Source organism: Microbulbifer variabilis (genome assembly GCF_023716485.1).
In the GTDB taxonomy this organism is placed as follows: domain Bacteria; phylum Pseudomonadota; class Gammaproteobacteria; order Pseudomonadales; family Cellvibrionaceae; genus Microbulbifer; species Microbulbifer variabilis_B.
Window position 1 is genome coordinate 2,618,302 of record NZ_CP092418.1, and the last position, 12,666, is coordinate 2,630,967.

Annotated in this window: 11 protein-coding genes; 4 read left to right on the forward strand and 7 right to left on the reverse strand. The window is 52.4% G+C overall.

The features are described from left to right. Nucleotides 1–48 precede the first annotated feature (48 nt). Entirely contained in the window at nt 49–1,485 is a 1,437-nt protein-coding gene (locus tag MJO52_RS11520; protein ID WP_252081809.1) for a di-heme oxidoredictase family protein, read from the forward strand. A gap of 96 nt (nt 1,486–1,581) precedes the next feature. Here the strand turns inward: MJO52_RS11520 and rraA are convergent, their stop codons facing one another. From rraA to ppsA, 3 genes are all read right to left on the reverse strand, one after another. After that, on the reverse strand, nt 1,582–2,061 hold the full coding sequence (gene rraA, locus MJO52_RS11525; RefSeq protein ID WP_252081810.1) for a ribonuclease E activity regulator RraA: 480 nt from the start codon (nt 2,059–2,061) through the stop codon (nt 1,582–1,584). Between the two features lie 141 nt (nt 2,062–2,202). Beyond that, on the reverse strand, nt 2,203–2,772 hold the full coding sequence (locus tag MJO52_RS11530) for a L,D-transpeptidase (protein ID WP_252081811.1): 570 nt from the start codon (nt 2,770–2,772) through the stop codon (nt 2,203–2,205). A gap of 429 nt (nt 2,773–3,201) precedes the next feature. Further along, complete coding sequence (ppsA, locus tag MJO52_RS11535; RefSeq protein WP_252081812.1) at nt 3,202–5,565, reverse strand: phosphoenolpyruvate synthase; 2,364 nt, start codon at nt 5,563–5,565, stop codon at nt 3,202–3,204. Between the two features lie 196 nt (nt 5,566–5,761). Between ppsA and ppsR the strand changes: the two genes are divergently transcribed. The 3 genes from ppsR to MJO52_RS11550 all read left to right on the forward strand — a co-directional run bounded on the left by ppsR (nt 5,762) and on the right by MJO52_RS11550 (nt 8,470). Then, entirely contained in the window at nt 5,762–6,589 is an 828-nt protein-coding gene (gene ppsR / locus MJO52_RS11540; RefSeq protein ID WP_252081813.1) for a posphoenolpyruvate synthetase regulatory kinase/phosphorylase PpsR, read from the forward strand. An 84-nt stretch (nt 6,590–6,673) separates the two neighbouring features. Next, on the forward strand, nt 6,674–8,005 hold the full coding sequence (gene pabB / locus MJO52_RS11545; protein WP_252081814.1) for an aminodeoxychorismate synthase component I: 1,332 nt from the start codon (nt 6,674–6,676) through the stop codon (nt 8,003–8,005). A gap of 168 nt (nt 8,006–8,173) precedes the next feature. Further along, complete coding sequence (locus MJO52_RS11550; protein WP_252081815.1) at nt 8,174–8,470, forward strand: hypothetical protein; 297 nt, start codon at nt 8,174–8,176, stop codon at nt 8,468–8,470. Between the two features lie 27 nt (nt 8,471–8,497). Here the strand turns inward: MJO52_RS11550 and cysB are convergent, their stop codons facing one another. The 4 genes from cysB to MJO52_RS11570 form a co-directional block, all read right to left on the reverse strand. Further along, complete coding sequence (gene cysB / locus MJO52_RS11555; RefSeq protein WP_252081816.1) at nt 8,498–9,469, reverse strand: HTH-type transcriptional regulator CysB; 972 nt, start codon at nt 9,467–9,469, stop codon at nt 8,498–8,500. Between the two features lie 209 nt (nt 9,470–9,678). Beyond that, entirely contained in the window at nt 9,679–10,590 is a 912-nt protein-coding gene (locus MJO52_RS11560; protein ID WP_252081817.1) for a 5'-nucleotidase, read from the reverse strand. Further along, nucleotides 10,590–11,270: a TetR/AcrR family transcriptional regulator gene (locus MJO52_RS11565; RefSeq protein ID WP_252081818.1), complete on the reverse strand. Its 681-nt coding sequence runs from the start codon at nt 11,268–11,270 to the stop codon at nt 10,590–10,592. The genes MJO52_RS11560 and MJO52_RS11565 overlap by 1 nt, the downstream gene beginning before the upstream one ends. Before the next feature lie 87 nt (nt 11,271–11,357). Next, entirely contained in the window at nt 11,358–12,647 is a 1,290-nt protein-coding gene (locus MJO52_RS11570; protein WP_252081819.1) for an NAD(P)/FAD-dependent oxidoreductase, read from the reverse strand. Nucleotides 12,648–12,666 lie beyond the last annotated feature (19 nt).

Consider the following 12,666-nt stretch of genomic DNA (forward strand, 5'->3'; position numbering starts at 1 on the left):
ATGAAGCTCTGGATCAGTTGATAGAAAGCATTGAATTAGGATGCTCGTATGAAGCAGACTCTTGTGAACTCGCTTGCCGGTGTCGGACTTTTAACCCCCAGCCTGCTCTTCGCCAATCTGGTGGGTGAAGGCCCCCGGCTGGCCCCGGAAGACAGAATTACCCAGGGACAAATTGTTGAAGGTGAACTGAGCCTGGATGAAATTCGCCAGGCCGGGATGCTCATTTTCAGCACCCCCTTTAATCGCTACGATGGCTACGGGGATGGTGCACACGATGAATCCCAGCCTGATAACCACTCCGCGGATGGCGGGAACCGACCGACATTACAGGGCAATGGTACCTTCCTGCGAGTCAATGGACTCGACTCCCAGAACTGCCTGGAATGTCACAGTATCGTCAGCAATAGAACTGTGCCGGCCACCATGGGTATTGGCGGCGGTGGCGGTTTTAGTACCAGCGCAATGCTGCGTCCGGTAAATATCGATGTCATTGACGAAAGCTTCGATGGGACTGCGGAATACGATGGCCGCCTAATCAACCCCCTATTCTTATTTGGCTCTGGAGGGATTGAACTAGTCGCCAGAGAAATGACCGCTGACCTTCAGCGCCTCAAACAATACGCCTTAGACAACCCTGGAACTGTTGTCAGTCTGGATACTAAATCCGTTAATTTTGGCAGTATTTTTGTCGATGAGGATGGCAACCTGGACACCAGCAATGTGGAAGGCGTCGATGCCGACCTTGTGGTACGCCCGTTTGGCAGGAAAGGCGATAATGCCTCAGCCCGCGAATTCTCCTTGAACGCCCTTTCTTTTCACATGGGGATGCAGGCAACAGAAAAGTTTGGCGGGGCAGAAGCCGACGAAGACAATGACGGCGTGACCAACGAAATTTCTGTCGGTGATCTATCCGCGATCAGTATTTTCATTGCCACCCTGGACCGCCCCTTCCAAATAGAATCCGGCAAAAATAACCGGGGTCGCAAATTGTTCCACGAGGTTGGCTGTGCCGACTGCCATCGTCCCGTAATGACCACTGAGCGGAGGACCTTGCCCTTTAAGCTAACGGGCTCCCCGGAGGCCCCATTTGAAGATACTTTCTATCACGTGGATCTAAGTAAGCCCCCCACAGTTTTTAAATCCATTTTTGGAGCGGGAATTGAGGTCGAAATGTTCTCTGATCTCAAGCGCTATGACATGGGCATAGCACTAGCTGAAACCGCCTTTTTCCAGGATGAGGTGCAAAACAGGGAATTTATCACCGCACGCCTTTGGGGAGTTGCTGACACAGCGCCCTATATGCACGATGGGCGCGCACTCACCTTGGTAGAAGCCATCTTGTTACACGATAATCCTGGAAGTGATGCCGGCTACGCCGCAGAAAACTTCCAAAATCTGAGTGACGAAGACAAGAATAAGATCCTTTATTTTCTGATGTCTCTGCGCATGCCCAAGGATCCAGTTTCAGATTTACACAATCGATAGGCAGCTCTTCATGAACGATGTCCGCGGCAACAAAGTTGCCAGCGGGCATTTTTATTTACAAGCTTTTGTGGAAGCTGCGTAATTGAAAAGTGGGGCTCACACTAGTGCTTCTTGAGCAACAATGATTCCGTTGTTATCTCCATACAGATATTCTCCAGGTCGAAAAGTCACCCCTCCAAAAGTCACTGCCAGATCCCGCTCGCCAATACCTTTTTTCTCCGTTTTCATTGGGTGTGTACCCAGGGCCTGAACGCCTAAATCTAGCGCCCCAATCTGGTCAACATCGCGGATGCAGCCATACATCACTATGCCTTCCCAGCCATTGGCTACCGCTTTATCGGCGAGCATATCGCCAAGACAAGCGCGACGCATTGAACCACCCGCATCGACTACCAGAACCTTTCCTTTTCCCGGTTCCGCCACTAACTCCCGCACCAGCGAGTTATCCTCAAAACACTTAATAGTTACGATTTGACCGCCAAAGCTCTCACGGCCTCCGTAATTAATAAACATCGGCTCAACCACTTGCACTGCATCACCGTGGTCATCACACAAATCGGGGGTAGAAATTGGCATAAGCCCTCTCGCAATCATTCCGTAAAAAATGATGATAGCGATAGTGTCACTCTGGTGGCAGGCTGACAAATAAATACCGGGTATCATCCCTATAGATAATACCCGGCCAAGGCTTCGCTGCTACAAAATCGTTTTCAGGTTTTAGTGCGTAACACGCACCGGAGTACCTACACGTACATGGCGATAAAACTTTCTAGCCATGTGCGGAGGCATACGCACACAACCATGCGAGGCAGGGTGTCTGGGCACATGGCCAGAAGCATGCAGACCGATCCCGCCGTTGAAGCGAATATAGTTATTCATTTTTGCACCACGATACACAGTACCGGCGGGGCGACGATGTTTACGAGTATTTACATTGGACCTCACCACCCGTCCTGTGCGCCTATCTACATAACTACCGTAGATCGAAGAGCGATGATGCGGGTGCTTGGACAATACACGGAAGTGTCCTGGCCGCGTACTATAACCCCGCTTACCGGAGGAAATTCTGGATACCCCAACCAACTTACCGCCTTTGTAGAGGTAAGCGCGCTGTTCACTCAAGTCAATCCTGATTGAGGCGCCTCCTCCCCTAGCCGCAGCGCGATCATCAAACCAGTTACCACCGCGGGGCTTTGCCATTGCAGGGGGAACGGCGATTAGTGCCAAGAGACACAACATCAGAAAAATATGTAATATTGGGATCTGTAACTGTCTGCTCGTATGCATAGCTCACCTCAACAACTTTCTCTGCTCTGCCAAAGTGGGCGGAAAGGAAAACAGCCCAACCGATACCACTCAAACTTCTACACCGGAGGATTTACCCCTGCAGGTGAATCAGCACCAAAGCAAATTGCGCTCTGTTTTCCATCTACGCGCTGCCTCAGGACTCTTCCGATTTTATTGAGGCTGGTGGTAAGCCTTAGAATGAATTCTTATCTCTGAAGGCAAGCCATAGAGTTTTGAATTTTTTCGGTAGCGTGTGATCCGTAAATCTCACACAGAAATAGCAGGATAAATTCCGAAGTTATCGAGAGAAGCGGCAACAGAAGTCTAATTTTTGGGCAAACACGCAATGAATTAGGAAAAAAAAACCACAGTCGCTGGAGGGGCGCTTAGATAGGAAAAGCGGCCCAAAAGGGCCGCTTAGAAAGGAAATTAGGCTTCTTCGTTAGCTAGGAATAGCCAGGTATCTACAGCGGTATCCGGGTTCAGGGAAACACTGTCGATTCCCTCATCCATCAACCAGCGGGCGAAGTCTTTGTGGTCAGAAGGTCCCTGACCGCAGATGCCTACATATTTACCAGCTTTTTTGCAGGCCTGGATGGCGCGGGACAGCAGAGCCTTCACTGCCGGGTTACGCTCGTCGAACAGGTCGGCCACCAGACCGGAATCCCGATCAAGACCCAGGGTAAGCTGGGTCAAGTCATTAGAACCGATTGAGAAGCCATCAAAATGCTGCAGGAACTCTTCTGCCAGCAGGGCATTGGATGGCAGTTCGCACATCATAATGACCTTGAGACCAGCCTCGCCGCGGCGCAGACCGTTCTCGGCGAGCAGACCGACAACCTCTTCTGCCTCTTCCGGAGTTCGCACGAAGGGTACCATGATCTCCACATTGGTCAGCCCCATCTCGTCACGCACTTTCTTCAGTGCACGACATTCCAGGGCGAAACACTGGCGGAAATCTTCAGAGCGGTAGCGAGCCGCACCACGGAAGCCGAGCATCGGGTTCTCTTCGCTGGGTTCGTATAGTTGGCCACCAACCAGGTGTGCGTATTCGTTGGACTTAAAGTCTGATAGACGCACGATTACACGATTAGGTGCAAAGGCCGCGGCCAGGGTAGCGATACCTTCTACCAGTTTCTCAACAATAAAGTCTTCCGGGGAGGCGTAACCGCCTATGCGCTCGCGGATATTCTGTTGCAAGTCATCCGGGAGGCTATCCAGCTCAAGCAGGGCTTTCGGGTGAATCCCAATCATGCGATTCAGGATAAATTCCAAGCGCGCCAGGCCAACCCCCTGATTGGGCAAGTGGCTAAAGGCAAAAGCGCGATCTGGATTGCCCACATTGAGCATGATTTTGAAAGGCAGATCCGGCATTTCGGAAACTTCAGTTTCTTCACGCTGGAAGTCCAACTCGCCGGACATTACGAAGCCGGTATCGCCTTCGGCACAAGAGACGGTGACGGGAGTACCGTCTTCCAATAACTCGGTGGCGTTTCCACAGCCAACCACTGCGGGAATCCCCAATTCACGGGCAATAATCGCCGCGTGACAAGTACGGCCGCCGCGGTTGGTAACAATTGCGCTCGCCTTTTTCAACACCGGTTCCCAATCCGGGTCGGTCATATCGGTCACCAGGACCTCACCGTCCTGCATAGCTGCCATATCTTGGACGGACTTCAGCTTGCGAACGCGGCCTGCACCGATACGCTGACCAATCGCGCGCCCCTCACACAGTACTTCACCGCGTTCCTGCAGGCTGTAACGCTCAATGCTGGTACCCTGATCGCGGGAGCGTACGGTCTCCGGGCGCGCTTGTACGATAAATAGCTTACCGGTATCACCGTCTTTGGCCCACTCGATATCCATCGGACGACCGTAGTGCTCTTCGATTTTACGGGCCTGAATTGCCAGGCTGGTCAGCTCTTCATCATTGAGAGCAAAACGCTGGCGATCTTCTTCTGCAACCTCAACGGTTTTTACTGAGCGCCCGCAATCGCCGCTTTCGTCGTAAACCATTTTGATGGCTTTACTACCGCGATTGCGACGTAGGATAGCTGGGCGCCCAGCATCCAAAGCCGGCTTGTAGAGATAGAACTCGTCAGGATTCACAGCACCCTGTACAACAGTCTCACCCAGACCGAAGGCCGCAGTGATAAAGATCACATCACGGAATCCACTCTCAGTATCCAAGGTAAACATTACACCGGCCGCGCCAGTCTCACTGCGCACCATGTGCTGAATACCAGCCGACAGAGCTACACCTACATCCGCGTAGCCTGTATGTACACGGTAGGCGATGGCACGGTCGTTATAGAGAGAGGCAAATACTTCTTTAACCGCAATCAGAACCGCATCTATACCACGGATATTCAGGAAGGTCTCCTGCTGGCCTGCGAAAGAAGCATCCGGTAAATCTTCAGCAGTCGCGGAGGAACGCACAGCAACAGCTGTCTCACCACCACCCAAAGCTTCATAACCATCGCGGATCTCTTTTTCCAGCTGTGCAGGAAATGGGGTCTGTATGATCCAATTGCGAATTTCATCGCCGGCTTTGGCTAACTCAGTAACATCACCGACATCGAGTCCTTTCAGCCGCTCGGCGATACGCTGCTCTAACTGCTCATGGGCTAGGAAAGCCCGAAAAGCCTCCGCTGTGGTCGCAAAGCCGCCCGGTACACTCACACCAGCGCCGGCCAGAGATGAAATCATCTCGCCGAGCGATGCGTTTTTACCGCCGACTTTGTCGACATCATCCATTCCCAGTTTTGCAAAGTCGATGGTGAAATTCGTCAAGTGAAGGCCCTCTGAAATCAGGTTTGTTGGGCGCTGATTATAAGGATGAGTCTTGTAAAAAATAGCCCAGGAAAAACGGTCAATATGTTGTAAATTTTCTACAAGCTTGCTTAGCTCTCAGAAAATAAGACCTTTAAGCCCACCACCCCTATACTAGCGGCCACTAAAAAGTCCCGCCAACAGACAGAGACGCAGCATGGCAAAAGACAAACGCACCGCTTTTTTTATTTCCGATGGAACCGGCCTCACTGTAGAGGGCATTGGCCACAGCCTATTGGCACAGTTTCAGGACCAGCATGTCGAGCAGGTGACTCTGCCTTATATTGACTCTACCGAAAAGGTCCAGCAGGCTCTCCAGCGTATAGAGAGCGCTGCCCAGGAATCCGGTCTGCAGCCCATCATTATTACCAGCATCGTTTCTGACCAGATTCGCGATCAATTGCACCAAAGCCCCGCTTTAATGCTGGATATCTTCGAGAATTACCTGACACCTCTGGCCAATTTATTTGGGCGCGATCCTGCACAGACCGTTAATGTCTCCCACGGCATTGCCGATAATCGCCGCTATAGCGAACGCATTGATGCGGTGCATTTTGCTATCGATAACGACGACGGGCGCCGCATCAGTGAATTTGAGCAAGCGGATGTCATATTGCTCGGCGTCTCCCGCTCCGGCAAAACCCCCACCTGCCTATATTTAGCCCTGCAATTTGGACTGCGCGCGGCCAACTATCCCATCACCGAAGAGGATATGGACTCCACCACCCTGCCCAAGATTCTGCGCCCCTTCCAGCGCAAACTCTTCGGTCTCACCATAGATCCCAAACGCTTGATGCAGATTCGACAGGAAAGACGCGCCAATAGCCGCTACGCTTCTATAGGGCAGTGCGAATTTGAGGTGCGCCAAGTCGAACAGATGCTAAGGCGGGCGCAAGTGCCCTTCCTCAATGCCACCCAGCTATCCGTGGAGGAGCTCGCTACGCGCCTGATGTCCCAGGCCGGCATCGAGCGAAGAATTGACTAAGGGATGACCAAAAAGCCAGGCGCCCTTTTCACGCCGCGACAAAGTGTGTAGTGTGCGCCGTCTTCCAGACTGCCGTGTTTTGATATGCAAATAGTCTCCCTGCCCTATTCACTCAATTCTGCAGCAGCCTTCCAGGCAATTGCGGATCTACCTGTGCCGGTATGGCTCGATAGCGGCCGGCCTCTCAGCAGCGGAGGTCGCTACGATATTATCAGTGCCGACCCTCTTAACGCGCTGGAACTGGCAGCAGATAGCAGCGAGCCTTTCACTCGGGTAGATGACCTAAGTCGTGAGCTGTGCCCTCAGGAGCGGGACTCGCAACTGCCATTTTGCGGTGGAATCATCGGTTTTGCCGGTTATGAACTGGGCACCGGCGGTAACTTTTTGCCGGCGGATACCCGACCTACGGACCTACCGGCAGGCTTTTTTGGGCTCTATAGCTGGGCTTTTATTGCAGATCACCAGCTGGGCTCCTGCCATCTGGTTTTTCATCCTGCCTGCCCAGCCAGGCAGGTACAAGAGCTAATCGATCGTTTTAAATCGGTGCACTGGGAGCGAGAGCAGGATCCCGAGGGGTTTCGCCTTTTAGCACCATTTGCCCACGAACTCAGTGTTGCTGACTATGAGGAGCGCATTGCGCGAATCCTCGAATATATCGCAGCGGGAGATGTCTACCAGGCAAACTTTACCCAACGCTTCAGCGCCCCCTACGAGGGCGATCTCTTTGGTGCCTACCTGGCATTGCGTCGACGCGTGGCAGGGCCATTTTCAGCATTTATGGAAATGCCCCAGGGCAGCTTGCTGAGCCTATCGCCAGAGCGCTTTATTCGTGCCGATGGCAGTAGCTTGCGCACCGAGCCCATCAAGGGCACCGCCGCCAGAGTAGCTGATCCGGTAGAGGACCAGCGTGCGGCATTTACCCTGCAGAGAAGCCCTAAAGATCGCGCAGAAAACCTGATGATCGTGGATTTGCTGCGCAACGATTTCAGCAAGTTATGCCGCAGTGGCAGCGTGAGGGTGCCGGAGCTATTCCAGCTGGCTAGCTTTGCCAATGTTCACCACTTGGTCAGCGTAGTGACAGGAGAGATGCATGAGGACTCAGCTTACAGCGACCTGTTAGCGGCCTGTTTTCCCGGAGGCTCCATCACCGGTGCCCCCAAACGCCGCTCTATGGAGGTCATTCGCGAGCTGGAAGCCAGCCCCAGGGGTATCTATTGCGGCAGCATCGGCTATATCAGTAGCTGCGGCCGCGCCGATACCAACATCGCCATTCGTACCTTTAGCGCCAGTAATGGGCGCATTACCTGTGCTGCCGGTGGAGGCATAGTCGCCGACTCTGACCCGACAGCAGAGTACAAGGAGTGCCTGGCCAAAGTGCGCTTACTTCTTGAAACCGCAGAGCAATTCCTGAATTGATCACCCAGCCCGTCAAAAATCACTGCCTGCCGGGCTTTTCTGTAGTCTTACTACAGCATTTTGGTTATAGAACTATCTAGGATTGATATTTCAAAGTTATTAGGCCATCTGATAGATTCAATGCCAGTAGTGCCAATTTCAGCGCTTAACTGGATCAAGGAATTTATTGTGAAGATCACACTAGTCAAAAAAGTACTCGCCGATGGCTCACCCTGCGCCAAATGCCGGGATGTGCAGGAAAAACTGGAAGTGAACGAACAACTCAAATTTATCGATCAAACCTTGATAGCTGACGTGAGCGACCCGCAAAGTGCCGGGATGCAAATTGCACAGCAATTTAATGTGGATCGAGCGCCATTCTTTGTGGTCGAGCGTGAAGGGCAAGAAGCAGAGATCTATACCGTCTACTTCAAATTTGCCAAGGAAGTTTTACAACCCCTGATCCAACAGGCAGAGGCCTCTTAGCCTCTGCCAGCCAGCTACACCGCAATACTAATATACCGGCAGCTCTGTATCGGCAAATAGCGCATCTACCTCAGCTCTGGAAGTAGCATGCGCAGCTTGATCCACCAATTCCCGGGTGAGATGCGGAGCAAACTGTTGGATGAAATCATACATAAAGCCTCGCAGGAATATTCCCTTGCGAAAGCCGATCTTGGTAATACTGGACTCGAACAAATCACTGGCATCCAGGGCAACTAAATCTTCATCCTCACCATCCACCGCCATATCCGCCACTATGCCAATACCGAGACCCAGGCGCACATAGGTTTTAATAACATCCGCATCCGCGGCGGTAAACACGACCTTAGGCGAAAGCCCTTTCTCCAGGAATGCCTCATCCAATTTTGAGCGGCCGGTAAAGCCAAACACGTAAGTGACGATTGGATACTTTGCAACCTCTTCAAGATTCAGCTTGCTGACATGGCAGAGAGGATGATCTTTAGGCACCAAAATACAACGATTCCAGCGATAAACCGGCATCATCACCAAATCACTGAAAAGCTCTAGTGCCTCGGTAGCAATAGCGAAATCCGCAGTACCATCGGCTGCCATTTCCGAGATTTGCATGGGGGTTCCCTGGTGCATATGCAGCGATACATCAGGGTAACGGGAAATAAACAGCTTGATAACCGGGGGCAGCGCATACCGCGCCTGGGTATGGGTAGTGGCAACCGCCAAGCTGCCCTTCTTGTCATTGCTGAACTCCTGGGCAACCTGCTTGATATTTTCCACTTTGCGCATAATTTCGCCAGCGGTCTTGAGGATCGCCTCCCCCGCTGGCGTCACCCTGGTGAGGTGCTTGCCGCTGCGGGCAAAGATTTCCACCCCCAGCTCATCTTCCAGTAGGCGAATCTGCTTGCTGATGCCCGGCTGGGAGGTATAGAGGCTCTGCGCAGTAGCAGAAACGTTGAGATCGTGATGCGCCACTTCCCAGATATATCGCAACTGCTGCAGCTTCATAAGTCCTCCCTTTAATATCAATCACCCCGCCCCAGGACGAGTGCAACTCTGACATATAAATTGTTAGTTATAAAAAACATCTTGAGTTATGCGAGAAAAGAATAGCAGCCAATCGAAGCCGGGGCCAACGGACAGATGAATATCCAGTGAAGAGCGGCGGGTGTCAATCGACTTTCAAGCATTAATTGGCCCCGAAAGGGCTCAAATACTCAGGCATCACTATTTGCGATATTGGCAATTCCGTGCGGCACATGACCTGTAGCCACATGCTCAGCTGCGGAGGCACAGTGCGCCGGCTGGTCATCAAAGAACACATCAGCACCGAATGCCCGCAGAAACTCCCCCTTTGGAAGCCCCCCCAAAAATACCGATTCATCTACCCGGATGTCCCAAGCACGCAACGTGCGTATTACCCGCTCATGGGCTGGCGCAGACCTTGCCGTCACCAGGGCGGTGCGTATTGGACAGCTCTCTAAACCAAATTCCGCCTGCAATGTCTGTAAAGCCTCAAGAAATCCCTTGAAAGGCCCCCCACCCAGCGGCATCTGTGCAGAGGCACGCTCTGCACGGGTAAAGGCATCCAGCCCATCCCGCTTGAAAATCTGCTCAGCCTCATCAGAAAAGATTACTGCATCACCATCAAAGGCAAAGCGCAAAACATCGTCTCGCTGTTCGCGACTACCTCCGGCCACCAGAGTTGCCGCAGCAACCCCCTGATCCAGGGCGCGACGAACATCCAAGCCATCAGTCGAGAGAAACAAATTACAGCCAAATGGACCGATATAGCGATAGGGGCTTTCACCATTGCAAAAGGCAGCCCGGGTAATATCCAGACCATAGTGCTCAATTGAGTTAAACACCCTAAGTCCTGTATCAGCACTGTTACGGGAAAGCAGGATGACCTCGACCCTGGGCTCCCCCTCAAGCTGCTCGTTGATTTTTAGAAATTTCTCTACCAGGTGGAAGGCATCTCCTTTCTGCAAAACATCATTCTCCCGCTCTACTTGATAGCGCGAGAAAGCTTGCAGGCCCAGCTCCTCGAAAACCTTATGGCTATCATTCAAGTCGAACAGTGCCCGAGAAGAAATCGCGATTACCAGTTTGTCCGGACGCATGGCCATCAGGGCGCCTCCACATCACTGAGCCCCTCGGGACTATTATCGCTTCCTCTGAGGTTCAACAGAGTGAAAAGCATTTGCTGTAAATCTTCACGGGTACGGTAAGCACGCACCTCTGCTTGGTTAACCATCACCAGCAATAGCGCATGGCAGCTTTCCAGTGTGAGCCGACCCAAGCGATTCATTTCATTGGGCGGGCAGGTAAAGCCCAAGCGATGGAACATATCCACCAGGTGCCCGATCACCAGCTCGTCATGGCTCTTATCCAGCTCGTGCAACTCGGGAATTCCCCACATAGCTTGGGCCAATGGCAGCAGTCCTCGCTGCTCACGGTACACAGCTAGAAGGCGCCCAACAAACTCATCAATAAAACTCCCAAGTGTCATATGCTCGAGATCGAGCTCTGCCAGCTCAGCCATGGCCTCACTGATACTAGCGAGCCACTGCTCGCCCATAGCATAGAGAATCGCATGTTTATTGGGGAAATAATGGTAGAGGGAGCCCACTGAAATATCGAGCTTCCGCGCAATTAGGATAGTAGTGAGATCATCGAGCCCGACCTCTTCCAGGAGCCTCCCGGTGACATCGAGTATCTGCCGGGCTCGAGCCCGTGCACGGGCTTGGACCGGCTCGCGGCGAGGGGTTAATTGGCTTTTGCGCTTATGCTGTTCGGTACTGGACAAGATCGGTTTCCTAATGGCAACTCACAGCATCTTAACACCAAAGGAGTCGACAATTTCACCAGCAACAGTCCAGCCACCTCACCTCTTTCAATGCCCAAACCTATCAAGCAAACTGTGGTAAAGCATTCCCAGCACCAGGCCCGGCCAACGCAAAAGGGTTCCACCAGGAAAAGTCTCTGTTGGGATCTTCGTCATGATGTCAAAGCGCTCCTCAGTGCCAGCAATTGCTTCAGCGAGCAGTTTTCCCGCAAAGGTTGCAGTAGGCACCCCGTGGCCCGAGTAACCTTGACTGTAATAGATATTGGGCTCCAGGCGCCCCATATGCGGCATGCGATTCATAGTGATCGCCAGAGTGCCGCCCCAGCCATAATCAATTCGGGTCTGCTTTAGCTGCGGATACACCTGCAGCATTTTTTTCCGTACAAACTTGCGTATATCTGCAGGAAAGCTGGCCGTATAATTCTCACCACCACCAAAAATCAGGCGGTTATCTCCCGATAACTTCCAGTAGTTGATAACAAATAGTGTGTCCTGCACTGCATAATCATTGGCGATCAATTTTTGAGCAGCAGGCTCAGACAGAGGTTCAGTGGCCAGAACAAAATTATTGATTGGCATAATTTTGCCAGCCAGCCGCGGCTCCAAGTTTCCGAGATAGCCATTGCAGGCCAATATAACCTTAGCCGCCTTTATCTGCCCCTTGGCTGTTTCGACGGTACAGGAATTCCCTCCCCGATAGCTAGTCACTCTGCTGTGCTCATAGAGCTCGACCCCAGCTCTGACACAAGCCGCCGCTAACCCAAGCCCATAGTTCAATGGGTGAAGGTGCATGGAGCCACTGTCAATTTGCGCGCCTAAATAACGCCTTGTTCCCACAAGGCCACCCACCTCCTGCTCATCGGCATAGCGCACACCCGAGTAACCATAACGCTCCTGAAGAAGCTCGGCTTCCTTGCGCAGGTAGTTGTCATGGCTGGGTTTAGCTGCGAGATGCATAATCCCTCGCTTCAGGTCGCAATTAATTTGATGCTTATCAATCAACTGCTCTACTAGCCGCACCGCCTCAAGGCTAAATTGCCAAAACCGCTTGGCAATCTCCACACCGAACATTTCTTCCAAGTCACTTTGGCAGCGCCGTTGCCCAACCCCAACATGTCCACCATTGCGACCAGATGCGCCCCATGCCACACGCTGCGCTTCCAAGACAGACACTTTGTAGCCCCGTTCCGCTAAATGCAACGCTGTGGAGAGCCCGGTATAGCCGGCCCCAATCACACAAACATCCACCTCCCGGACACCATCCAGCTGGGGATAGGAGGTAAGCGGATTGGCACTTGCTGAGTAGTAAGAATCTGTATAACCAGAGGTGGTTTTCATCAATGCAGCCCTTCAAGGC

Coding starts and splice junctions, on each gene's coding strand:
- MJO52_RS11560 (WP_252081817.1), bottom strand. CDS start 10,590: ATGGCCATGCGTCCGGACAAACTGGTAATCGCGATTTCTTCTCGGGCA.
- ppsR (WP_252081813.1), top strand. CDS start 5,762: ATGGCAAAAGACAAACGCACCGCTTTTTTTATTTCCGATGGAACCGGC.
- cysB (WP_252081816.1), bottom strand. CDS start 9,469: ATGAAGCTGCAGCAGTTGCGATATATCTGGGAAGTGGCGCATCACGAT.
- MJO52_RS11570 (WP_252081819.1), bottom strand. CDS start 12,647: ATGAAAACCACCTCTGGTTATACAGATTCTTACTACTCAGCAAGTGCC.
- MJO52_RS11530 (WP_252081811.1), bottom strand. CDS start 2,772: ATGCATACGAGCAGACAGTTACAGATCCCAATATTACATATTTTTCTG.
- pabB (WP_252081814.1), top strand. CDS start 6,674: ATGCAAATAGTCTCCCTGCCCTATTCACTCAATTCTGCAGCAGCCTTC.
- rraA (WP_252081810.1), bottom strand. CDS start 2,061: ATGCCAATTTCTACCCCCGATTTGTGTGATGACCACGGTGATGCAGTG.
- MJO52_RS11520 (WP_252081809.1), top strand. CDS start 49: ATGAAGCAGACTCTTGTGAACTCGCTTGCCGGTGTCGGACTTTTAACC.